General features: G+C 37.1%; 12 protein-coding genes and 1 CRISPR repeat array. Of the genes, 6 read left to right on the forward strand and 6 right to left on the reverse strand.

Going from position 1 to position 26173, the window contains the following annotated elements; all coding sequences use genetic code 11:
• The first annotated feature begins 170 nt into the window (after nucleotides 1-170).
• The gene (locus tag QNJ50_RS06470; RefSeq protein WP_300633338.1) at nucleotides 171-1997 is read left to right on the forward strand and encodes a tetratricopeptide repeat protein; all 1827 of its coding nucleotides are present in this window, start codon (nucleotides 171-173) and stop codon (nucleotides 1995-1997) included.
• Nucleotides 1998-2108: 111 nt separating this feature from the next.
• Here QNJ50_RS06470 and QNJ50_RS06475 read toward each other — a convergent pair whose 3' ends face one another.
• Nucleotides 2109-3119, reverse strand: a complete 1011-nt coding sequence (locus tag QNJ50_RS06475; protein WP_300633340.1) for a PRC-barrel domain-containing protein — start codon at nucleotides 3117-3119, stop codon at nucleotides 2109-2111.
• 58 nt (nucleotides 3120-3177) lie between these two features.
• Nucleotides 3178-6900, reverse strand: a complete 3723-nt coding sequence (gene smc, locus QNJ50_RS06480; RefSeq protein ID WP_300633342.1) for a chromosome segregation protein SMC — start codon at nucleotides 6898-6900, stop codon at nucleotides 3178-3180.
• Between the two features lie 434 nt (nucleotides 6901-7334).
• Between smc and QNJ50_RS06485 the strand changes: the two genes are divergently transcribed.
• Nucleotides 7335-9437: an NACHT domain-containing protein gene (locus QNJ50_RS06485; protein ID WP_300633344.1), complete on the forward strand. Its 2103-nt coding sequence runs from the start codon at nucleotides 7335-7337 to the stop codon at nucleotides 9435-9437.
• Here the strand turns inward: QNJ50_RS06485 and QNJ50_RS06490 are convergent.
• The 4 genes from QNJ50_RS06490 to QNJ50_RS06505 form a co-directional block, all read right to left on the reverse strand.
• The gene (locus QNJ50_RS06490; protein WP_300633346.1) at nucleotides 9388-12645 is read right to left on the reverse strand and encodes a poly(A) polymerase; all 3258 of its coding nucleotides are present in this window, start codon (nucleotides 12643-12645) and stop codon (nucleotides 9388-9390) included. The two genes, QNJ50_RS06485 and QNJ50_RS06490, sit on opposite strands and share 50 nt — an antisense overlap.
• Before the next feature lie 221 nt (nucleotides 12646-12866).
• Complete coding sequence (locus QNJ50_RS06495) at nucleotides 12867-14000, reverse strand: AAA family ATPase (protein ID WP_300633348.1); 1134 nt, start codon at nucleotides 13998-14000, stop codon at nucleotides 12867-12869.
• Nucleotides 14001-14012: 12 nt separating this feature from the next.
• Complete coding sequence (locus QNJ50_RS06500; protein WP_300633350.1) at nucleotides 14013-14858, reverse strand: RNA ligase family protein; 846 nt, start codon at nucleotides 14856-14858, stop codon at nucleotides 14013-14015.
• A 441-nt stretch (nucleotides 14859-15299) separates the two neighbouring features.
• Nucleotides 15300-17294, reverse strand: coding sequence for a serine/threonine-protein kinase (locus QNJ50_RS06505; RefSeq protein WP_300633351.1), 1995 nt, complete (start codon nucleotides 17292-17294; stop codon nucleotides 15300-15302).
• A gap of 658 nt (nucleotides 17295-17952) precedes the next feature.
• Between QNJ50_RS06505 and QNJ50_RS06510 the strand changes: the two genes are divergently transcribed.
• From QNJ50_RS06510 to pruA, 4 genes are all read left to right on the forward strand, one after another.
• A complete protein-coding gene (locus QNJ50_RS06510) occupies nucleotides 17953-20805 on the forward strand; it encodes a protein kinase (RefSeq protein WP_300633353.1) in 2853 nt (950 codons plus the stop codon).
• Nucleotides 20806-20947: 142 nt separating this feature from the next.
• Nucleotides 20948-21196 (forward strand): DUF1778 domain-containing protein, encoded by a 249-nt coding sequence (locus tag QNJ50_RS06515; RefSeq protein WP_300633355.1) that lies wholly within the window; start codon nucleotides 20948-20950, stop codon nucleotides 21194-21196.
• Between the two features lie 589 nt (nucleotides 21197-21785).
• Nucleotides 21786-22106 carry a hypothetical protein gene (locus tag QNJ50_RS06520; protein ID WP_300633356.1) on the forward strand — a complete coding sequence of 107 codons (321 nt, stop codon included), beginning with the start codon at nucleotides 21786-21788 and terminating at the stop codon, nucleotides 22104-22106.
• 312 nt (nucleotides 22107-22418) lie between these two features.
• The gene (pruA, locus tag QNJ50_RS06525) at nucleotides 22419-25439 is read left to right on the forward strand and encodes an L-glutamate gamma-semialdehyde dehydrogenase (RefSeq protein ID WP_300633357.1); all 3021 of its coding nucleotides are present in this window, start codon (nucleotides 22419-22421) and stop codon (nucleotides 25437-25439) included.
• A gap of 36 nt (nucleotides 25440-25475) precedes the next feature.
• Nucleotides 25476-25944: a CRISPR direct-repeat array (repeat unit 31 nt; unit sequence TTTCAATCCCTAATAGGGATTAATGTTAATT).
• Nucleotides 25945-26173 lie beyond the last annotated feature (229 nt).

The raw sequence follows: 26173 nt of genomic DNA on the forward strand, positions 1-26173 counted from the left end.
AACAAATCAGAGGCTACTCGTAGTGAGATTAGTCAAATTAAGATCCACTCAAACCATTGATTAGTATACTTCTACAGAGAAAAATCTTGGATTAAATCCAGTAAAAAAAACTTTACAACACATAAAATTTTCCCTACAATACCCCCATCCCCAGAATCGCAGAATTTTAAATGGACTGGACTACGGTACTGCGATCGCTACAGTCTGATTTCATCAAAAGATTAAAATCTGGTTGTCTGCTGCATTGTCAAAAAGAAGGCGAATATAGTGAACTCACAATAATCTCTGGAGAGAGGTTAAGGCTATTACGAGATTTTTGTTGGGAAATGGCGGAAAAGTATAAACGTGCTGGTACTGTCCGTGATGTTTTTATCAGTAATTTAAAGGGAAAGTTAGGTGAAGAAGTTGTCAAAGAACGTTTAGCGGATTTAATTACAGAAATTGATTATGCTAAGCGTTTTGGAGGAGATGGTAATGTTGATTTTACTTTGCTTTCTGACCCTACTATTGGTATTGAAGTAAAATCTCGCTCTGGTACCTTTGATAAGGTTAGATGGTCGCTGAGTGTAGAAGAAGTAAGAAAAAATGCTGTTGTAGTTTGCGTTCTAATTCAAGAACAGGTGAATGAGGCACAGTCCAAGTTTAACTTGATTTTGGCGGGTTTTCTCCCAACTAAGATGATCAAGTTGAAAACGGGTAAAATTTCTTTTGGTATCGATCAATTATTCCATGGTAGTGGATTGCGGTGTTATCTGGAAGAAATCCAATCGGCGAGAATTGAGACTGTATCGGAAATAAGAAGTCAAGAACTTAGAAGTCAAGGGTTTAATAACCAAGAAATTAAAAATCAAGAAATTAAAAATCAAGAACTTAGAAATCAAGAAATTAGAAATCAAGAGCTTGAACATCAAGAATTTAAATATCGAGAGCTTAAAAATCAAGAACTTAGAAATCAAGCCATAAACCATCGAATTTATGGCGATCGCATTGGTCAACGGAAATTAGTATCTAGTCATTCTGGTAGTTTATCGATTGAGTCTCGATTAAAGTCTGGGACTGAATTATATAGTTTCTATGTCAAGTTGGGCGATCGCTTTTTGGAAAAGACTGATTACAATCGGGCGATGGAAAATTACACTCAAGCTCTGCAAATCAAGCCCAATGAAACCGAAATTTATTATAAACGTGGTTTTGCAAAGTATCAGTTGGGGGATTATCAAGGTGCAATTGAAGATTGTACTTGGGTAGTTACAAATCATCCCAATTACGTTAAAGCTTACAATTATTTAGGTGATGCTCGCTATCAATTAGGCGATTATGAAGGTGCGATCGCTGACTATAGTGAGGTTATTAGGCTTAATCCTTTTGATGCTAATGCTTATAGAAACCGAGCGGATGCTCGTTACAACTTAGGAGATAAGCAAGGTGCAATTGAAGATTATGTGTGCGCAATTGATATTAATCCCGTTCGCAACGCGCAGGGCGATCGCAACGCGCGGGGTGATCGCAATTATAGTTACGAAAATTTAACTCAGGTTCCCAATCATCTGGAAAATCACCTGGAAATTTCCCAAGCAAAAGAAATAATAAAAGGAATTAATCCTGAAGATGTACCTGCTTACAAAAATCGTGGGAATAATCGTTACGACCTAGGGGATTACAGGGGAGCAATTTTAGATTACACCCGCATTATTGACATCGATCCCGACCCTAAAATTTATGTGAAACGTGGTGACGCATATTACGATTTTGGAGATAAGGAAGCTGCGATCGCAGATTATACCGAAGCAATCAAAATTAATCCCGAGAATGCCGAAATTTATAACAAACGCGGCGATATTTTTTATGAGTTGGAAGACAAGGAAGCTGCAATCACAGACTTTCAAAAAGCAACAGAAATATATCAACAACAAGGAAAATTAACAGAACATAAACAAGCGCGGGAGAAAATTCTCGATCTAGAAATTGAAGAATCCTTAGATATTTTAAATTTTTAGTAGTAACCAAAAGCAAAGACGTAGCAATGCTACGTCTCTACATAATCGGGAATTATTACTAACAAGCCTTAAGCTTTGTAGTTATTTAGGCATATCAACCAATATCAACAACTAATATCCACCTTCTTCTTCATATTCTGGTTGTTTTTCTTTAACTTTTTTTGGAATATTAATTGGTTTTGGCGGTTCATCATCACCCCAAACATCACTATTTACATCATCATCGTAAGTAGCATATTCAGGAGTCTTGCTGGGTTTGGGTTGACGGGGAGGAGGTGTTTGTTGATACTTATCTTTGCCAGTGGCTTCACTCCAGTTATCTTCCTCTTCTTCGTATTCGACTGTTTGTGCTTCGTAGGGTTCTGGCTCATAAGGTTCGGGTTCTAATGGTCGAGCTTCCATTTCCCTACGTCTGGGAACTTCTTCGTAATCGTCTTCATCCCAAACTTCTTCCGCTACAGGTTCGGGACGACGAACTTTTTGTCTGGGTGGTTCTAAAGGTACCCCAGAAGGAAGCTGATTGGATGGTGCAACTGTTTTTGGTTGAGCGTTCCAAGCTTCATCTTCTTTTTCCCAGGGAGCTTTACCGATCCCCATACGCTCTAACAAACCGACCGTAAGCTGAGTTAAACGTTCTTCTGCACTTTCGAATACGATCAGTCTATTGGGTCCTACACTAACAACTTCTTCCATTGGTAGCTCATAAGTGCTAAGAAGTTGTTCAGGAATTTGTGGTAATCCTAAGTTAGCAATGACGATAGTATGAATTTGACCTGTTTCGCCGTTGAATTTAAAACCCCTTACCCTACCGAGAACTTCACCTGTTTCTGTGATGACCTCCCAGTTAATTAGGTTGCTGTAAATGTCAACTTCGACATCTTCTATTACATCTTCATTTTCAACTAGGATAACGTCGCCGATCTGATCGATACTACTTAAATACATATAGCGGGGGATGCTAGAAACGGAAATCAGGCTATCTCGCAAGCCGAGAGCCACAACTTCCCTGCGATCTATATCCACCCAAAGTTGATTAACAATTCCCAATCGCTTACCGTTATCACCAGTAATTACCTGGGTGTTTAAAATATCGGAGCGCCTAATAACTTTTTCAGAGGTCATTATATACCGAGTCCCGATCTCGAATCCGGTTTATCTATACACTATTATTAACTAAAACTCAAGCAGTTGTGCTGGAGGATTGTAACTTAATACCCAAAACTTGAGTATAAGCCCCCCGTGCTTGTGTCACGCCGATTGTGCGTTCGGCTGATTCTATCATCGGACGACGCAAACTCACAACTATAAATTGTGCTTGTTGCGCTTGTTGCTTAATCATTTTAGCTAATCGTTCAACATTTGCTCCATCTAGAAACATATCTACTTCATCAAAAGCATAAAACGGTGAGGGGCGATACCTCTGTAGGGCAAAAATAAAACTTAACGCTGTTAGTGATTTTTCTCCCCCGGACATGGAAGCAAGACGTTGGACTGGTTTACCTTTGGGATGGGCTACTAGGTTTAATCCGCTACCAAATGGATCTTCGGGATTATCGAGTTGGAGATAACCATCACCGTCGGAAAGTTCGGCGAAGATTGATTGAAAATTTTCGTTGACTGCATCAAATGCTTCTTTAAAAGCGCGTTGACGTAATGTAGTAAAGTTTTCAATCCGCAATAGTAATTCAGTGCGTTCTCCTTCTAGTGTTTCCAGTTTTTCGGTTAATTCTTGCAAGCGTTTTTGGGTGCGTTCGTATTCTTCTAATGCCAGCATATTTACTGGTTCCATTGCTTGCATCCGCCGAGAAAGGGATTTTAATTCTTTCTTCAAAGCTTCTAAGTCAACCTTATCGGGTACTTCTGGGAGGGGAGATGGTAATTCAGCGCTAACGACTTCTAATTGAGCTTTTACTTGTTCTAAAGTTTCTCGCCGGGAATGTTGAGACTCTTGAAGTTTTTGTAGTTCCCATTCTACTTGTTGTTGGCGTAACAACAGGGAGCGTACTTCTTGTTCGACACTGTCGCGTTTTTGTTTTTCTTCTCCCAGGTTTTTTTCCAATTCGCTTAATGTCACTCTGGTTTGAGCGATCGCATTGGTTAATTCTGTATCTTGAGTTCTCAGCTTTTCTAAGTTTTCTTTTTTATTTACTTCTTCCCGTTCGTATTGTTTGAGACGTTGTTGTGCTTCTTGGGTTTTTTCCTGTAAACGTTGTTGTTGATTTTCTAAGTTTTTTAAGGTTTCTTCTACTTTCCGTAAGTTTGTTTCTTTTTGTTGTAGTTCTTGTTCTTTACTTTTGATTGTAGCTTGAATTTGTTGCCATTCGTTGGGGGTTTGGGAAGATTCTAACTCAGCTAAGGCTTGGCGCAGCTGTTGTAATTCTTCCTCTTGGCTGGGTAATTCCCGATCTAATATTTCCAGACGAGATTGGGCTGTTGATAAGCGCTCAGTATTTTGAGTAAGTTGCGATCGCGCTTCTTCTAAACGGGATGCTAAATTTTTAACTTCTTTTTGTAACTGTTCTAAACGTAGTTTTTGTTCTCTTTTTCCTTGACGTGCTTCTGTTAATTCTAGGGAAAGTTCCTTGGTTCTTTGGGAAAGAGTTGCGATCGCTTCGGTACAACGTCCCAAAACCCGTTCGATTTCTTCTAGTCTTTCCCGTAGAGACGCACCATGGCGCGTCTCTACATTATCTGTTCCATCTGCAGTTCCAAACTTTAAGGTAGAACGTTGACTAACACTACCACCGGTCATTGCTCCACTGGTTTCCAATAGTTCACCACTAAGAGTAACTATGCGAAATTGTCCTAAGTAATTACGGGCTTGATTTAAAGTAGAAAATACTACAGTGTTACCAAAAACATAGGCAAACACATCATCATAACGGCGATCGCATTCAATTAAATTTACTGCATAATCAATAAAACCATTGGCATAATTCAGTTTATCTGACTGGGAAATTCGCGGCGCTCTAATTTTATTTAATGGTAAAAAGGTCGCCCGACCAGCCCGTTTTTGTTTTAATAATTCAATTCCTGTAGAAGCAACAATATCATCTTCCACCACAATATGCCCCAATCTCGCCCCTGCACATATTTCTAGGGCTAGCTGATATTGGGGATCGACCCTTCCTAATTGGGCTACTAAGCCACAAACACCACTCAATCCCGACTTAAGAATTAGTTTACTAGCATGGGTTCCCTGGGCTTCCTGCTGTGCTTGAGCTTGGGCTTCTAATTTATCTAGTTGACGTTGCTTTTCCCGTTGTTCCTGTAACAGACGTTTTTGGGTTTGCTGCTGAATATCTAACTCTTGTTCCGTCGCTGCCAAGTTTTGTGCTAAATCTTGGATCGGTTCATTAGAAGTATTAAACTCTGTTTCTAGTTGAGTGAGCTGTTCTTGTTTCTCTGTTAATTGTGGTTCGAGAGTTGCAACTAATTGAGTTTGTTCTTGAATTTGTTGCTGTAGTTGGTTGTTACGTTCCCTTAATTGTGCTTGCTCCGTACGCTGGGGTTCTAAACTTTGCAACAAAGTCTCAATTTGACGATTGTAGTTAGTTTGTTGTTGCACCCATGCTTCCGAAGCCGAAGCAATTTCCGTCGCAGCTTCCCGAGAATTTTCTAATTCCTGTCGCGCTGTATCCCTTTCTACTTGTAGAGACGCGCCATGGCGCGTCTCTACCTGATATTGTTGGGCTAATTCTTCTAAGGTATGCTGTTGTTCTTGAATATCCTGCTGGGTGCGTTTAATGCGGTTTGCAGTGTTTTCAATCGCGGATTGTAACTCCGTTTGCTGACGTTGAACCTGCTTGCGTTCAGCTTCCTGATTTGCCAAAGTAGATTGTGCATTTAAAAGCTGTTCGCCTCCCAATGCATTTAAATGTGCGGTTAACTGTTCTAATTCCTTATTTTTCTCATCAATCTCGGTATTTACCCTCTCAAGTTGCTGGGTAAGTTCCGTATTATTCTTATCACCCTCTTGAATTTTGGTGATTAAATTTTCCTGTTGTGCTTGCAGCGATCGCCAGGATAAAACCCCTTCCCACTTTTGCTTTTCGAGAAATTCCGCTCGCAGTTTTTGATATTTCTCAGCTTTGGCTTTATCTTGAGCTAAACGCTCACACTGTGCCGTTAATTCGGTTTCAATAATTCTACAACTATCTTCTTTTTCCTTAACTTCCTCTAAAGTATCCTTCGCCTTATTTATTTTGCGATCGAAGGTCGCCACACCAGCTAATTCATCAATAATTTCTCGCCTTTCACGGGCTTTCATGGAAATAATGCTGGTGACATCCCCCTGAAGTACAACATTATATCCCTCAGGATAAATTCGCAGTCGATCCAACTCCTCATGTAACTCGGTAAGATTTGAGGAAATACCATTAATCAAATAACTTGAAGAATAAGTACCTTGAGGTGTTACCCTCAATCTCCGGGTGACACTCCACTCCCCACCGGATATTGCACGGATTCTTTCCTTGCGATGTTTTTCTTCTTCGGTTTGTTCTTGCTTTTTCTTAAGTTCTAATAACTCTTCTGGATCTAACTCAGCTTCATTTCCTTCCTCTGAGGGGTCTTCTTCTACTACAACCTGAGATTCAATTGGTGCGTCATCATCTTCATCTTGAGTGTAGTCAGAAAGGTCTAACGTTACCGTGACGTTAGTTTCAATTGTAGAACGGTTTCCTTTTTTAATTTGGTTGGTGTTTACTAGATCTGGAAGCCTGTCTGCTCGCATCCCCTTGGAACTAGCAAGTCCCAAACAAAATAGCAACGCATCCAGAATATTTGATTTACCAGAACCGTTAGGTCCAGAAATCACAGTAAATCCCCCCAACAATGGCACTTGAGTGCTGCCACCGAAGGATTTAAAATTGGTAAGTTCCACGCGCTTCACGTGAACCATAGGCGCTGGTCAATAGGGGTACTGAAGTAAATAGTGTACCAATTAAAGTCGAATTGTTAACAGTTAAAGTTGCACAAAAAGGAAAATTGGAAAAGTAAAGAGTGAGAAGTAAGAAGTAAAGAGTAAGAAGTAAAGAGTAAGAAGTAAGGAGTAATGAGTTAAAAGGGTTTAGATTGAGGGTTGGCGAGTTTTAAATTACAAGTATCCGCCTTGGATTAAAATCCCAGGCTCATAGCAAAAGCCTGATAAATCAGACTGGGTAAGGTTTACAGTGCGTTTTAACGTACTTAGATTATGAGTGTTGAAATTTATTTATTTCAAGGTGGGATTTTGAACAAAACGAGGTTTCGGTTAAATCTGGAATTTATTCAGCATCATTTGAAGTTCTAACAGAGTGCTAGTACTCTGATAATTGGGATTTTTTCCGACACAACATGCTAACAAATTTTTTTGTGACACTGGTGTTGACGTTATTAGCTGCTTTGGGCGGTTATTTAATTAATCAGTTACCCCCCATCCCAGATGTTCAAGGTAATAAAGTTTTAACTGTCTGGCTTACATTTGAAGTTACAGTTTTAAGTTTAATTATTACTGGCTGGAAAGATTTTTTCAGTAAAAGTACTTTATCACTTCAAGTTGCAACTAAGACTGTTGGTGTAATAGTTTTACTGTTATTTTTTCGGCATGTATCTAAACTGGTATGGAAAATTTACCAAGCATGGAAACAAGGTAAGCTCACTAATCCAAATATTACAACAAATAGTACAAAAACATTAAAAACCCCGGATGATTGGCGACCAGAATTGTTAAAAGCAATGAAGGTTGATGTAGAAATCAGGTTAAATGACTCACCACTACACCATCAAGAAATTATACGGGTGAGAACAGAAGCACAACAAGAACGGATTGGAAGACAACCTTTAACAACAAATAACAGTAATACTTCGTTCAGTTCGGGATGGTTACAACCAAAGCGATGGTTAAAAATTTTTGGTGGTGGGACGAGTAAGTTAGATTCAGGTGAACCAATTATCGAAGCTTTTAATAAGTCAGATATTGCAGGTCGGTTACTGATTTTAGGTGAACCTGGTGCTGGTAAAACTATTTTACTATTGGAACTTGCAAGAGATTTAATTGAACGCGCTGAACAAGATCCAGAGAAACCAATTCCAGTATTATTTGAACTTACCAACTGGAGGGATGACAAACAAGGAATTGGGGAATGGTTGATTGCTGATTTGAAATTTCGCTACAACGTTTCAGAAAATATCAGTCGTCAATGGTTGTCTGAAAATAAATTATCACCTTTGCTCGATGGTTTGGATGAATTGGGTTTAACCAGACAGAAAAAATGTATCGATAAAATTAATGATTTTTTGCAAAACAACTCCAGTTTATTACCCTTGGTTGTTTGCTGTCGTCGAGAAGAATATGAAGAAGGTAGAGCAATTTTAAATCGTTTGCGGGGTGCGGTTTATTTACAAGCTTTAAGTGAAGGACAGATTACAGAATACTTGCGACGGATTGGTGTTCCTAAATTATGGAAAAATCTTCAAAATGATCCAGATGGTTTAGGTGAATTAGCAAAGATACCTTTATTTTTAAGTTTGATTCCCATTGCTTATCCAGATGGTTTAAAGAATACAGTTAAGCGTTTTAATTCTGAAGATGAACGGGAACAATATCAAAAAAATGTCCGCAAAAATTTGTTTGATGCTTTTATTAAAAGAAAGCTAGAAACACACCACGATAAGAAGGGATATAAAACTGAGGATACCAAGCGATGGTTAATATGGTTAGCACAGAAAATGGAGGAGCATAATCTCAAGGAATTTTATATGGAGCAAATGCAGCCTAGTTATTTAGATAATAAGTTTGGAGATATACAGTATTATTTGACTTTGTGGCTGATTTCTGGGCTGATATTTGGGGTTATTTTTGGGCTGATTTTTGGAGTGAATAATGGATTTATTGCTGGAACAATTATTGGAGCTATTTATCTAATTGTGCCAAAAATAAATGCTACTGAAACTTTAAAAATAGGTTTTAATTTTAAAGCTGGACTGCTTGTCGGCTTGATAATTGGGGTAATTTCTAATTTGGTTTATGGACTAATTTGTGGAATGATTTATGGGCTAATTTCTGGTATGAGAGGGGAACGTTTAAACTATAGAAAATATCCTAATCAAGGTATTCAAGAATCTGCAAAAAATACTGCTATTTTTATTTTTATTGCTTCACCTATTACAATTTTATTGTTTTTAGCAACGGCGCAAATACAAGGTCGAAACTTAAATGTAGAGACTATTCTAATTCAAGGATTTTCATTCGCACTTTTTTGTGGGATAAATTTTGCCGGAAATCCCATTCTTCAAGACATTTCTCTTCGCCTTATACTCTGGAAAAACGGCTCAATACCCTGGAACTACGCTCACTTTCTCACCTACGCTAGCGATCGCAAATTAATCAACAAAGTCGGTGGTCGGTTTACGTTTCTTCACGCTTTGCTCCAAGAACATTTTGCTCAAATGGAATAAATGTGATGTCAAAATCGTTAAAATTTACACCTGAGTCATAAAATTGACTAACAAAGCGATCGCAGATTTTTTCTACTAAACTTGAATTGCAATCAGAAGGAATATCTAAACTCAGTTTGATACATCCAATATTTTGCAGTTCAATATTTTGAGGTTCAATATTTTGAAAGGTTTCTCTTTGGGTATGAGGTCTAACAAAAATACCTAACTGCTCCAACTGAATAATTAAACCGACAATTTGACTTTCTACCAGACTAAAACTGTTTTCTAAATCCCGATCGTGATCGCTTCGCGGAACGCCTCTTAGGCGTTTATCGCGTATTTCTAATTTAATTAATGTATTGAGTTCTAAAACATCAGACTTTAATAGTTTGAATCCTGAATTAAAATCGGGTGAATCAAATAACAGATTCCAGTTTTCATTATGGATTAATGCTTGCTTGCTTAGATCTGCACCTCTGATGAACTCGCTGCGTAAAATATTGAATGTCGATTTTGTCACATTACGTGCGGAATTTTGACAAGGTTTTATCGAGGTAATTATCGGCATCCAGTCCTGAGGTAATCTTACTTTATACTGAAGCCCTGTATCTGTTAAAGAAATCGGTTTACTCCAATCGTGTTGAACAAGCAGGTTAAAAAAGTTAAAGAGTAATTTATCTAGGGAAATATCATTATCATCATAATTTATGTGATAATTTTGACAACTCCAGGCAGTTAATAAAGCCCAAGAAAAACCACCCAAAAAGCCGTAAGTGTTGCTGTATATCCAACGAGATTTAGCCCAAGCTCTGATTGTTCTCAGTAATAGACGGAAATATGTAAGTGGTATGTGTCTAGTTACGGTTTGAATAATTGTATCTGCTTCCCAAGATCCAACTATTGCTTTAAAGCTGGGGGAATCTAGTTCTACTTCAAATCGGTTGGGATTGCTTCCTTGCGTCGCAATGACTTTAAGTAAGTCTGGTTCAAGTTTAGATTCAGAATTACTTTCTACAGATTTGATTTGAACGTAAAGTAAATCTACAGATATTCCTTCCAATTTCAAACGTAATAAAGGAACTCTTGCTTCTGTTATTAATTGAGTTCTCTCGCATAAATCTTGTAAACGTTGCTCTACATTTTTGAGAAAAGTTTCCCCAGTCAAATAAATAGGAATTTCACATACAGCATCTAAGTCACTATCAGGGGTTGCGACTCCCAAACGTTCCGATCCAAGCAAATGTAAATTTGCAGGAAAACATAAGGATTCGGTACAAGCTTGCTGAACTATTTCGATAATGGTCTGACGCTGTGCTTTTTGTGCTGATGTTATTTCTGGTTCCAGCTGATTTACTAATTCAATGAGTTTGTGATTGCTGGGAGAATTAGAATTTTGAGAAGCTTCTTGAATAGATTTGTTTCCTAAAGGAATAACCTGTCTAACTTCAAAAGGTTCGTCATTCCGACGACTAATTAATGCGATGGACGATACCGTAAAGCTTATTGGTTCCCATTCCGGTAATTTCGCAAATGCTTCTGCTGAACTAGAAAACTGTCCCACGCTCAGATGTGGGGTGAAACCAGTTTTTGATTTTTTGCTTTGTTCGTCACATTGAGGAAACAAAGTTTGTAATGCTGTCTGTAATTCCTGTAATGCTTTCTCAGGTTGACTTTGGGGACGTAACCAAGCTGTAGAACTTTTGCGATGGGTGAATGTTTGGAAACTATCTAAAGTAATAGTAAAAGGTTCTAAATTAGCAACTATAGGAGCAATAATTTTTCCAGCTTCTACAAAATATGACTCTGGTAAAAAACCGTAAATTAAGTTAATATGCGGCATCCATCGTTTATATCTTGCATCATGAAGATATCTAATATTTTGAATTTCAGCTAGAACCTCTTTAGGTGGAATTATGACTATAGCGCTTCTGTAAGTAGGTGAAATAGACTTTAAAGAATTAGAATTTAAAGAATTAGACTTTGGAGAAATAGATTTTAAATCTTGCTTCTTTTCATCTAGCAAGTAACTATTAATATCTATTGTTGCGCGAATACCAAAGTGATCGGAGGGATAAATCGGTGTACCTGCTATAGGTTCGCAAGCAAATAAATTGATCGAATTTGGAGAAAATTTACGATCCACAGAGTGTAGTAAAATCCGATCGAACCTTGCTGCTTCTCCCTCCAGACTCATCAACTCCGCTAATGGGTTTTGTTGAGGGTCGAAAGTATATCCTAATTGTTCGGGATGTAATTCTTCCCATAGGTCAGTAAAACCATAGAGATCTAATATCTCCTGTAGTTGTTTACCTCTGGTATTAAAATCACCAACAATTAAACTATCTCCCGGTTGACTTTGAAGATATTTCAGCAAGGTATTTAGCTGATATTTTCTTTTCTCCGCTGCATTTTGGGCGCGGTCACTAGTTAAATGTACTACTCCAACTTGTAATACTTCACCATTAATTTTGTAAGTACCGACCATCAAGCTTTTGTGGATGGAGAATCGATGTTCTACCAAAGTAAATGGTAGACGGGACATCAACAAGTTACCTGATGGTTTGATATTTTCCCCATCAATTGACTCAGAAATATAATAGCGATCGCGTACCCAATTTTCAGATAAAAGCAACTCTAAGAAATTTGGTGTAGCTTCTTGAATAGCGATAATATCTGCATCAGATTCCTTCAAATGCTGGAAAATTACTGGTATTCGTTTCACTGTTTGAATTTTCTCTGCTTCATACCGATCATGGAGAACATTGAAGCTGACCACATTCAAACTTTTCAATCTTACTGAGTCTGGATTTTGATTAACCTCTTCCCAAATCGACCCGTTATATTTGTAAACGCTCTTGTGAACAAACTTTACAGCATCAGCTTCTAATGATTTTTGAGAATTCAATAATTTCTGAGGATTCAATGATTTTTTAGAACTCATTGATTTCTGAGAATTTGAGTTATCTCGATCATTCCAAGCATTAACAGGTAATTGCTTAGCAGCGAACAAATCTAAATTTCGATCTCTATCCCAAACAATCGTATCTTTACAACGTATATATCGAATACGATGCCAAGGTATATCTCCATTTGCAGACCACTGAAGTACGTGCATTTCTTGAATTCCAGTATCTGAGTTCCGTTCGTGGAAACCGATAATAAAATTCCTTTTATCGAGTCGCGCATCCCAAATAATGCGATTATAGACATCTTGAATAGGTAACATTTTAGGTAATGGGTAATTGGTAATAAGTGATGAGTAATGAGTAATGAGTAATGAGTAATGAGTAATGAGTAATGAGTAACAAGTGATGATTAATGAGTAACGTTAACGTATCTGACTCCTGACTTCTGACTCCTGCTCGCCGTAGGCGCGGTCTGTTCTGACTTCTTACTTCTTACTTCTTACTTCTTACTTCTTACTTCTTACTTCTTACTTCTTACTTTTTACTTGCGCGTAGCGCTAATAACCCACTCAACCTCATGGGCTTCTGTAATTTTCGGCACATCCAAACGATTTCTCATTTTGTAGAGTACTTTTTCTGGTACCTTATGAATGCGAGTTTTATTTCGTTGTAATAATTCTTCCCAAGCAGTCTCCAAATAAACAATACGTATCCTTGCTTGATAAGAAGTAAATAAACGAATTAATATATCCCTTAACTGTCGATTGATATTAGTTGCATTCCAGACAAAAGACTCCCCGTTACGCATATATTCTTTTGCGATCGCTTTGGCTCGATTTGCAACGATTCCTTGATTTTCCGTTGGTTCTACACCCATAAAACGTCGTAGCTCGTCCAGGGAAATAACTTTGAGTTCGGAACAATTTTCTTTAATCCAAGTATCTTTTCCCGAACCTGGTAAACCCGACATCATGGTTACTTGAAAACGAGTATCGTCATAAGCACGATAATTAGGGTCAGCATTTTCTTTATGAAAATAAACAAATCTACTGTGGGAAGATAAAAAACTCCTCGGTCGGTCGAAACAATCATTTTCTCGACAAAATTCGCGAAAAAACTCAATTAGTTCTAATAAACCATCGCGATCGCCACAATATCTTCCCTTAACATCAGCTTCAGCTAACATTGCGAGCATGTCGCAACTGACAAACTGACTAACTTGAATTACAGCTTTCTCTGGATTTGGTTTATCCCAAAACCACAAAGGTAGACTACCGTACTTCACCAAATTGACGACTTCTTCCCGACAGTGAAAAGGAACTCCCAAATCCCAGAGGATCTGTTGTGTCATCCTTACACCCTGTAAAACATGTCCTTTGGATGAAATAGTTCCATCTTCTTCTATCTGAGTGGTGGAAGGTTTTCCAATATCGTGTAATAAAGCAGCAGCAAATAAAATACTCCGTTTTTGCTCTGGTAACATCTGCCATTCAGATAAATTTACCAAAGCTTCGCAGACTAACTTTGTATGGGTTAAAACGTCACCTTCTGCATGAAAACGCTTATCTTGAGGACAATGAGCAAGTTGTGCTAAACAGTCAAATTCCCTTTCCAAAGCAGACCAATCAATCGATAAATTATCCCCAGTCGGACAATGGGGAAATATCCAAGTCATTATTCTTACTCCTTATTTATTGTTGACCGGTTGTAGAGACGTACCATGGTACGTCTCTACAGGGTTTTGCTGAAAAACAAACAAATCCACATCAGACCGCAGAACATTGGGAATAATCGGACGATTCAACCAATGACCGTCGGAATTTTGGATTGTAGTCAAAAAACTAGAACGCACATATTTATATCGAGCTTCCACTACATTGTCCGACTCAACCTTGATATACAAACCTTCCATTAAGGAACTTTGGTCAGTTTGTTTTAGCGATCGCTCTACATCAAGTCCTTGTGCTACACAAATCTCTTGGAAACGCTCTAAATGCTTTGAGGTTTGATAATTGGACTTACCCAAAAAATTTAATAATTGCTGATATGATTCCAGTTCCCCGGTAAATAAAACCGGTACGGAAACTAAATTCAAACCATTTAATAGATTTTTTCTTTCCCTCGTACTGAGAAATACTAGTTTTTCTAAATCCCAGACATCATATTCCAGAAAATAATGGGGTAGAGCATCATAAAAGACCGTATGTTTTGCATACATCCATTCTCCAAACAAAATATAACGACTACCCAAAACTTCCCAAAGAGCAGTAACGTGGGTATTAGCCCATTGTTTGAATAAATTAAAGTGTCTTTCCCTTGCTCCTCCCGTTAGATAGTGACCCCTACTTTGCAGAAGTAACTTTCCATCAGCACTGAAGCTAATAGCTGCATTTGCTCCATCAACCTTTTCTTCAACAACTACATATTTGTGTTGAATTTCCCCAAACGGGATATTATTTAAATCCCCATCCCCAGGTTGAATTCTCGAACCCTGGATATGACGGGTACGGGGATACTTATATATTTGTCTCATTACTTTCGATCCTTAACAATTTCAATCAATAGATCGAATCTACAAATTCAACCCGCTGAAGACAAAGGATTTATCAAAATCATTTTACCTGTCGAACTCAGCATCAAGCATCTTGCAAAGACGTAGCGTGCTACGTCTCTACTGCAGGATTTTGACAATCAACAAATCTTTTTAGACTTTGAAATATCTCTACGGATTCAATCTATGGATTCAACTAGCAAAATCTGTTTGCGAATTTCCTACTAACAAGCAACTCATTTAATTACAGTTGCTAAAATTCGCACTTTTACAAATTTGATTGAAATTGAGGACTACATTGCTCTATTCCTTATTTATCTAATTATTTATCTGAATTTCATTCCAGTATGGAGCGATGAAAACACATCGTAACACATACTTCATCTCGAACAATCATTTTTCCAGATTTTTATGCCAGATTTTTCATGATTCTTTTTCCAGTCCTTTAATAAACTGCTGGGATTTTTTATAACAATCAGTCCAACCTCTCTCTCCACAAAACTTTGCTGCTTGTTGAAAATCTTTAATTGCTGCTTGCTTTTCCCCTAATTTAGCCCGATATTCTCCCCGGTTAGAGTAAGCTTGAGCAAAATCCGATTTCAATTCAATTGCTTTGCTAGCATCCGCGATCGCTCCTTGAGTGTCTCCAATTCCAAAGCGTGCTGCACCCCGCTTTAAATATCCAGCAGCAGATTTTTTATCCCGCTTAATTACTTGGTTGTAATCTTCAATTGCTTTCTTATAGTCTTTTAATCCCAAGGAATAAACATTACCTCGGTTATTGTAAAGTTGAATCGCGTTGGGATTAATATTAATACCTTTGCTAAAGTCAGCGATCGCTCCTTGATAGTCTCCTATTTCTCTCAGAAGATTTCCCCGGTTATTATAAGCAGCAAAATCTTGTGGATTCAGGGATATTGCTTTGTCGCAGTCTCGAATTGCTTTCTTAAACTCATGAATTTGTTTATACAGATTGCAGCGATCGATATAAGCTTCTGCAAAGTCGGGTTTGAGTTCAATAACTTTAGTGTAGTCACTAACTGCACCTTGGCTATCTCCCATGTAAAAACGATCATTCCCCCGCATCAGGTAAGCTACAAACAATTTAGGATCGATCTGAATTGCTCGGGTGTAGTCTGCGATCGCTCGCTGTTTATGTTTTGACGAGGAATAAACTAAACCCCTTTTGTGATAACCTAAAGCGTTGTTGGGGTCGAGTTCGATAACTTTGGTGAAATCCTCAATTGCTCCCCCATAGTCCTTGAGAGTAAAGTGAGAAGTACCTTTGTTCTGGTAAATTATAGGATCTTGGGGATTAAACCAAATTGCTCGATTGAAATCTGCTAAAGCTGCTTTATGCTCTCCTTTTTGACCTTTAGTTACTCCCTGTCGGTCGAAGTACTCAGCTATAGCTTTTGATTGACTCCAGACAACCCCAGCACTAATACCAATTACACCCAAAACTCCCAATCCTGCAAGCACCAGAGTTTTTAGTTTTGGAGTTTGAGGTAATAAGGTGCGAAAAATTCCAGATTTAGTATTAGTACTAGTATTGGTATTTGATATTTCTTTGTTAGACTTAGCCCCTGCTGTAATTTTTTCTAAATCTGCTAAAACTTCATTTGCAGACTGATAGCGCTGACTATAGTCGCAGCGGACCATTTTATTGATTATATTTGCTAGTTTTGGACTAATCTTTCTCCTATTCTCCCAGATAATCTCTCCCATACTCGGGTTACTTGGATCTTTAAGATTGATTAGTTGTTGGATATTTAAACCCAAAAGTGCTTGAATGGCAATCTTTCCTACAGCATAAATATCACTATTAAATTGGGGACTACCTTGAGTTTGCTCGATTGGTATATAGCCAGGAGTGCCAATTGTAACCGTAAGATTTATTTGTCCTTGATGGATTTGAGTTCCAATTTCTTTTACTGCACCAAAGTCAATTAAAACTAATTTGCGATCGGAAGTCCGACGAATAATATTTTCTGGTTTGATATCTCGATGAATGACACCTTGACCATGCACAAAATGCAATATAGTCAATATTTCTTTCAAAAAACTTATAACTGTAAATTCATTCCAAGATTTACCAGGTAGAATTTCTTGATTTAAAGTATTTCCTGGTATAAATTGTTCAACAAAATAAAAGTCTTGTCCTTCTTCAATATCGGCTAGTAAGGTGGGAATTTTATCGTGTTTTCCCAACTTTTCCAAAATTTCTGCTTCTTTTTTAAATAAACGACGGGCTACTTTTAATACTTCAATATTTTCGTGAAAAGAATGTAGTTTTTTGACAATACATACAGGATTTCCCGGACGCTTCACATCTTTTGCTAAAAATGTTTCGCCAAATCCACCTTTACCCAAAGCTTTTGTTATCTGATAGCGACTGTCTAATATTTGATCTATCATTAAACCTTTTATATTTATTGCAGGGATGCGCCGAGGAGCATACAGCTGATTATTCTATGCTTATATAAATTTTATTGGAACTACAATGTAAAAATATTTTAACTACAACCCATTATTTACTAAATATCAGCTTTAACTATCAATAAATTTTCAATAACCAAAAAAATATAATCTAATTGATATATAGGTGAATATTAATTAAAAACCCAACTTATTATGATTGGATTTACCTATTTATTCAATGTAAATTTATTCCAGATACAGCATTCCTAAATAATTTATCAAAATCAACATTGTATAGCAATCATATCTGATTTGTGAACGGTAAATCCTGTAGAGACGCGCCATGGCGCGTCTCTACAATATTCATCTTCATAAATGATTTAGGATTGTTATAGAGAAGTAGTCTTCAAGGGCGTTCCCCCAAGGAAACATGTTGCATCCTTACAGAATTTATATACCCATAAATCAAACAGGATTACTATATTTTTTAGATTGTCATCAGACACGCACTTAAATCAAAACAATTTATGAAGTGCAGTAAATAAAGTAACATTATATTTTAAAATATTAAAGATTATCCAATGATAATAAATGCATATCTTGGGATAAATCGACATAATTAATATTAGGACAAGCTCCTGCCAAACAAAATCAAATGGTACCAGCGGTGTTAAATAATCGTTATCGCATCATTAGAACGTTGGGAAAAGGTGGTTTTGGCAAAACTTTTCTAGCGGAAGATACCCATCTTCCTTCCCGACGTATTTGTGTTATCAAACAATTAAAACCTGTAGTAGAGAAGCCACATGTCTATCAACTTATGCAGGAAAGGTTTGCACGTGAAGCTGCAATTTTAGAAGAATTGGGTGAAGAGAATAATCAAATACCAAAACTATATGCCTATTTTGTCGAAAATGAACAGTTTTATTTGGTTCAAGAATTAATTGATGGTTTAACTTTAAGTCAAAAATTACGGCAAGAAGGAGTTTTTAGCGAGGATTTAGTTCAAAATATTTTAATAGATATTTTATATGTTTTGGATTATATTCATTCCAAAGGAATTATCCATAGAGATATTAAGCCAGGAAATATTATTTATCGAGAAAAAGATTCTAAAGCTGTTTTAATTGATTTTGGCATTGCCAAGGAAATTGTTAACCCCACAATAGAATTAGGGGGTGAAGTTACTAATACAATAGTAATTGGTACTCCTGGTTTTATGCCACCAGAACAAGCTGTAGGAAAACCAATATTTGCTAGCGATATTTACAGTTTGGGAATGACAGCAATTGCTCTATTGACCGGAGTCTCTCCCAACAAATTACAGAATAATCCTCAAACCGGCGAAACAATTTGGGAATCGAGGAGGGATATTAGCAGTTTTCTCAAAAATATTTTAAATCGCGCCACAAAAATCAATCCTAGCGATCGCTTTCCAAATGCAAAGGCGATGTTAGCAGCTTTACAACCACAAGATCAACTTTTCTCATATCGGGCTTTATCAGAGCAAGATTTATCAGTTAGATCCTCAGAAGGTCAAATTCCCAATAATCAAACTTCTCAAAATATAATTTCCCAAAATATAATTTCCCAAAATAAAGCTTCACCCCACCGGGGAGAAAATTGGAAGCGACCCGAACCGGATAATCTCAGCCAAGATAATATTAACCAGGTTCAAACTCAGCCACCGGGTTTATCTAAAATCAATTTAAATACACCAATCAGTAATCAATATAGTCAGCAAAGTTATCGCAACCGCCAAATATTACTCAACAAGGTAACAAACTATTGGGTAAAAGGTGTTTTAGAAACTTCTTTACATGGAGTAGCTTTAATTGAATTAGGTTTAGAAAATCGTCTAGATGTTTTAGCCCATCCTTGGGGAATGTTATGGGAAACTAGCGAACAAACACGACAGGAAATAAGTCAAAATACCAAAGCTATCGATATATTTTTACAAATGGGAACTGGTCGTTCCTTATTAATACTAGGCGAACCGGGTTCGGGTAAAACTACAACATTACTAGAAATTACCCGTGATTTAATTAGAATTGTTCAACAAAATATCAACCAACCTATCCCAGTAGTATTCAATCTTTCTACTTGGACTAATCCCAAAATAACTATTGATAAATGGTTAGTTAAAGAACTTAATGCGAGCTACCAAGTCTCTAAAGAAATTGCTCATAAATGGATAGAGAATCAACAATTATTATTACTTTTAGATGGTTTAGATGAAGTAAATTCTAGTTTGAGAGATGCTTGTGTCGCAGCAATTAATCAATTTTGCCAAAATTATGGTGAAACAGAAATTATAGTTTGTAGTCGAATCAAAGATTACCAAAATTTATCTCATCAACTCCACTTTCAAACTGCGATCTATATTCAACCCCTAACTTTAGAACAGGTATATCAATATCTTCAAAATCTCGGTACAGAGCTTTCTGCTCTCAAACAAGCACTTCAAACCAATGAAACATTACAAGAATTAGCAAAATCGCCCTTAATGCTAAATATTATGACCTTAGCCTATCAGGGTATATCGATTACAGAACTACCAGGAATGACTTTGGAGGAACATCGTCAACATTTATTTGATAAATACGTCCAAAGAATGTTTGAGAGAAGGGTTACAAAACATAGTTACTCAAAAAGTCAATCTATCTACTGGTTGAGTTGGTTAGCTCAAAAACTAAAAGAGCGATCGCAAACAGTATTTTTAATTGAAAGAATGCAGCCCGACCTGTTACCTAAAAATTTATATCGACTTTACATATTATGTTCTTTACTTACATTTACTGGTATTGGATGGTTAGTTGCAATACATGTAATTAAAACAATACCTCCAGAGAAAGCAATAATATCCCTTTCACTCACCATTGTATTTTTCTGGCTATATTTTGGTTTAAATCGAATTAATCCGGTGGAAACACTGCAATGGTCGTGGAAAAGTGCAAGAAAAAATCTAGTTAAAGGAATGATTTATGGATTAACTTTAGGTATACTACTTAAACTAAATGTCACCGATATAGAATTAGAAAAAGTATTGGTAGGTATTGTCAGCTTTGATTTTTCTGTATGGATGCGGGCGATCAGAGGAATTATTTTTGGCTTGAGTATGGGATTATTTTTTGTCATAATTCGTGGTTTTACAGGACCGAGAATTCAAAAGTTTGCAAATCCAGGTCAAGGAATTAGAAAATCAGCCAAAAATTCATTATTGTTCGGAATGATTGGAGCATCAATACTTCGTTTCACAGCAACTATGTTGGGTTGGAGCGTTAATGGATGGACAATTTTTGGGTTTAGTTTTGGTATCGTTGCTGGTGGTGTTGATACCTGCATTAAACATATTATTATACGCATACTTCTATTCCAGAGAGGTTCTATCCCTTGGAATTATGCTCGTTTTTTGGACTACGCTACAGAAAGAATTTTCTTACAGAAAGTTGGTGGTGGTTATATTTTTATTCATAGATTACTTTTAGAATATTTTGCTCGAATGTAACTATAAATACAGAAAATAATAATTTGATTTATTTTTATACAAAAAATTATATATTACATAGTTTTGTCGGTATATAGAGACTTATCGTAGGATAGGGTGTTAAGATTTTACATAATTAAATATACTCCCAATCGATGTTTCCATGTCTACATCCCCCGAAACCAGAAGTACTACCGTTGAAATTCAACTTAGCGAAGAAGAAAAGCAAACATTGGAAACAGCTGCTGCTAGTAGGTCTTTAAGTTTAAGTGAATATCTGCGTGAAATTGCTTTAATTGCAGCAAAAGAAGAAACTATACAACCACAATCGACTTTACTTTCTGAAGGAGAATGGGAAATTTTTCTTTCCTTATTAGAAGGTCCAACAGAAATCAATGACAATAATTTTTAATTAAAATCAATTCTTTTTTATATACTCTAAAAGCTAGATTATTTCATTGATTAATATGCATTTAATTGGATAAATAAAATAATAAGTATTATAGGGTCTTTTAACTAAATATTTTTGGATTAAAAATTTAAAATAATGGAATTTATACAATTTAGTATCTTGACTCTTGGCAGTTTCACAAAACAAATATTTCAATTCTACACCTTGTGAGATATATATTTTTTAGGTCAAATTAAATATTAAATGTCTATGACTTAAATCACAAAAATCTGTGTAAAATACTTTATGCGTATATATTTACTTAAGAAAAACAGAAAAAGAGTTAAGTTTGAGTACAATAAATGCTTACCTTACATTAACTTTGCTTAAATTCCTGCGAGTTGTGAAATAAGCAATTAAGAATCAAATATTACAATTTTATCGGCTTTATCGATATCTTTATGAATATGTAAAAAGTTGATTATCTCTATCATTTTATAAAATTTTTTTAGGAGGTGCGGGTTAAAATATCTAAGTATTAAGTGCAGGCAAAATGTCAAATTTACAACTTTCGCGATAGTACTTAAATTTATTTTATTTAATCCCACTTATGTTTTTAATTTCTTCAGGTGTTAGTCTAAATACTTTTTTGGATTGGTTATCCCACGAAGTATTAACAACTTTTAAGTTACAGCAAAATCAGACATACGATTACACTGGTTTAGTTGCTGGGCGTGATTATGTGTTTGAAATCCTTGATAATGACTGCACCAGAGGTTGTATGACTGCTAGATGGAAAAATATTAAATGTGGAGACTATATAATTTTAGCTAATGCTTCGGGGTCTCAGAAGTATCAAGTTGAAGAAATCGATTATTATTCTGAACCTGCGGATATGTGGATGGCTTTGCTCAAGCAAGTTAATGAATAAATTCTTTATATAAGTTTTTGATGGGTGCTAATCTATTGTTTTTCAGTTTATGGCTAACGCCACGCCCTTACGGGCTACAGTTAACAGTTGTCAGTTACTAATCCCCCATATGACGCAGTGCTTATGGCTCTTAGCGGAGCGTGACGCCAGTCATACGCCACGCTTCCGCTAACGCCAATCCCCACCCAATCTCCAACCCCCAAAACATTATAAAATTTCCTGACGAATATGGTGGTAATAGAATCCAAGCGCCACAATAGATACATAGGTTTTCTCAGGAAAACTTGATATTTTATAAGGAGTCTACCACCAGTGGTTGCACAAGCAAATCAAGATATCTACGAAGCTAAGACCCAGGAAATAGCTAGACAACTTTTAACTGCGCAAAAAGAAGGCGGTTCCATATTTTCTTCTTTGCGCGATCGCATGCGTTGGGATGATAAAATCCTTGCATGGGCTATGAGTAATCCTGGATTGCGGGTACAGTTATTTCGTTTCATTGATACCCTCCCAGCACTACAAAGTAAACCGGAAATTGCGAGACATTTACAAGAGTATCTAAGTGATGAGTCTGTGGAGCTACCCTCAGCACTTAAAGGGATGCTCAATTTTGCTAGCCCCGAATCACCTCCAGGACAAATTACAGCTACGACTGTTTCTAAAGCAGTAGAAACTTTGGCTCAAAAATATATTTCTGGAGAAAATATCAAACAAGCTCTCAAAACCATTGAAAGATTGCGCAAGGATAAAATGGCTTTTACCGTGGATCTACTCGGTGAAGCGGTGATTACAGAGATAGAGGCTCAAGCTTATTTAGAAAGCTATTTGAAGTTAATGGAACAGTTAGCAGAAGCTGCTAAAAGTTGGAAAACTGTAACATTAATTGACGAAGCTAATGGAGAACAATTACCAAAAGTTCAAGTTTCGGTTAAATTAACAGCTTTTTATTCCCAGTTCGATCCCCTCGATGAACAAGGAAGTGAGGAACAGGTTACTTCACGCATTCGCACTCTACTAAATCGCGCCCAAGAGTTAGGAGTTGCAGTCCATTTTGATATGGAACAGTATATCTACAAAGATATAACTTTCAAGATTTTGAAAAAACTATTAATGGAGGATGAATTTAGACAACGTACAGATATTGGTATGACAGTGCAAGCCTATTTGCATGACAGTAAAGAGGATGCTCAAGACTTAATTAACTGGGCTAAAGAGCGGGGTTATCCGATTAATATCCGTTTGGTTAAAGGTGCGTATTGGGATCAAGAAACTATCAAAGCGACACAAAAACATTGGGACATACCGGTTTATAACGATAAGGCTGCAACGGATATTAATTTTGAATTTATAACTCAATTATTGTTAGAGAATCATCAATACGTTTATGCTGCAATTGGTAGCCATAATATTAGATCCCTTTCCCGCGCGATCGCAATTGCTGAAAGTTTAAATGTTCCTCCTCGTTCCTTTGAAATGCAAGTCCTCTATGGTATGGGGGATAAAATTGCTGCAACTTTAGCTGATAAGGGTTATCGGACAAGAGTTTACTGTCCTTACGGTAAATTGTTACCGGGAATGGCGTATTTAATTCGTCGTCTCTTAGAAAATACTGCTAATAGTTCCTTCCTGCGGCAAAATATGGAGGATCGTCCCCCTGAGGAGTTATTAGCTCCACCGGTTCCCAAACAGAAAGGAGAAATAAGGGAAAGTAACGGAAAAGCAAATGAGAATGGTAATTCTAGTGTTGCTGCTCCCATTACAGGTGGTTTTCCCGGTGCTGCTGATACCGATTATGCTAAGGAAGAAGCAAGAAATATTGCCCAAAATGCAATCACAACTGTTCGTCAACAACTCGGTAAAACATATTTACCTTTGATTAATGGCGAATATGTTAATACTGAGAATTTTGTAAATTCCCTGAACCCCTCAAATTATAATGAGGTTGTAGGTAAAATCGGACTTATCAGTGTAGACCAAGCCGAAACCGCCATTCAAGCTGCAAAAAAAGCCTTTCCCGGTTGGCGAAAAACCCCTGTAAAAGAACGTGCGGGAATTTTACGCAAAGCTGCAGATTTAATGGAACAACGTCGCGCCGAATTAGCTGCTTGGGTAGTATTTGAAGTAGGAAAAGCCCTCAAGGAAGCAGATGCAGAAGTTAGCGAAGCGATCGACTTTTGTCGTTACTACGCTGACGAAATGGAGCGTTTAGATCGGGGTTATAACTATGATATTTCCGGCGAGACAAATCGTTGTGTTTACCAACCACGGGGAATTGCAGTTGTAATTTCACCTTGGAATTATCCAATTGCGATCGCGACAGGAATGACAGTTGCAGCTTTGGTTACTGGTAACTGTACCTTACTTAAACCTGCGGAGACATCTTCAGTAATTGCAGCAAAAATTGCAGAAGTTTTGGTAGAAGCAGGAATTCCTCAAGGTGTATTTCAATATGTACCGGGTAAAGGTTCCGTAGTTGGTTCCTACTTAGTGAATCATCCCGAAACCCATATTATTGCTTTTACAGGTTCCCAAGAAGTTGGTTGTCGAATTTATGCAGATGCGGCTATTTTGCGATCGGGACAAAAGCACTTAAAGCGGGTAATTGCGGAGATGGGCGGTAAAAATGCGGTCATAGTCGATGAAAGTGCTGATTTGGATCAAGCTGTGGACGGAATTGTCATGTCAGCCTTTGGGTATAGTGGACAAAAGTGTTCTGCATGTTCCCGAGTGGTAGTTTTAGAAAGTGTTTACGATAGTTTTTTGGAAAGGTTTGTCGAAGCAACAAAATCCTTAAATATTGGTAAATCGGAATTACCTTCAACTCAAGTTGTACCAGTGATTGATGCTACAGCCCAATCTAGAATCCGCGAATATATTGTTAAGGGTAAAGCCGAAGCACGGGTTGCTTTGGAAATGTCAGCACCGGAAGGTGGTTATTTTGTCGGTCCAGTAATCTTTGCAGATGTTACACCGGATGCGGTAATAGCTCAGGAAGAAATTTTTGGTCCGGTGGTAGCGGTAATTAAAGTTAAAGATTTTCAGCAAGGATTAGAAGTTGCAAATAATACTAATTATGCTTTAACTGGCGGGCTTTATTCTCGTACTCCTTCCCATATTGAGCAAGCAGAGGAAGATTTTGAAGTCGGTAATTTGTATATTAACCGTAATACTACTGGGGCGATAGTATCGCGACAGCCCTTTGGTGGGTTTAAACTTTCTGGTGTTGGTTTTAAAGCTGGCGGTCCAGATTATTTGTTACAATTCCTCGAACCACGTACGATTACGGAGAATATTCAACGTCAAGGTTTTGCACCGATAGAAGGAGCAGATTAATTTAAAGTTCCTTAAGTCCCCCTATTTTGGGGGATTTTTCAATCCCTGATAGGGATAATTTTAATTGCAATCACCAGAAATTTGGATTAACAGCTTGATGTTCTATGTTTCAATCCCTAATAGGGATTAATGTTAATTGCAATCCTTGCTTTTTATTTTCTATATTTTTTAAGCTAGCGTTTCAATCCCTAATAGGGATTAATGTTAATTGCAATCTGAATTAGAACAACTTAAAGAAGTTAAATTTAAGTTTCAATCCCTAATAGGGATTAATGTTAATTGCAATATAGTATTCGCGGAAATGGAGAATCGAATCACAGGTTTCAATCCCTAATAGGGATTAATGTTAATTACAATTTTATAGTCAGGAAGCAGTCTGGCTCGTTGCCATCTAAGTTTCAATCCCTAATAGGGATTAATGTTAATTGCAATCGGCATCGAAAGAAGTACGTCAACCCAAAACCTTATCTTTCAATCCCTAATAGGGATTAATGTTAATTGCAATCGCTCAAAATAGAAGCCTTGCTATATGTAGTTTTCAAGGTACATTTGCGCCAATCAAACTTAAAATACTGTTTCAGCCGATTGCTTGTCAAGTACGACCTCCAGAAAAATCGCTACAACCCTTGCAAATCAAAGCTTTCAAGCGTTGCGCCAACCTCATTCCAACCAAAAATCGCTCAAAAGCATACAGAGCAAGCGTTTCAGCCACTAAATTTAGCAACCCATTTTCA

The organism is Mastigocoleus sp. MO_188.B34 (genome assembly GCF_030065675.1).
GTDB lineage: Bacteria > Cyanobacteriota > Cyanobacteriia > Cyanobacteriales > Nostocaceae > Mastigocoleus.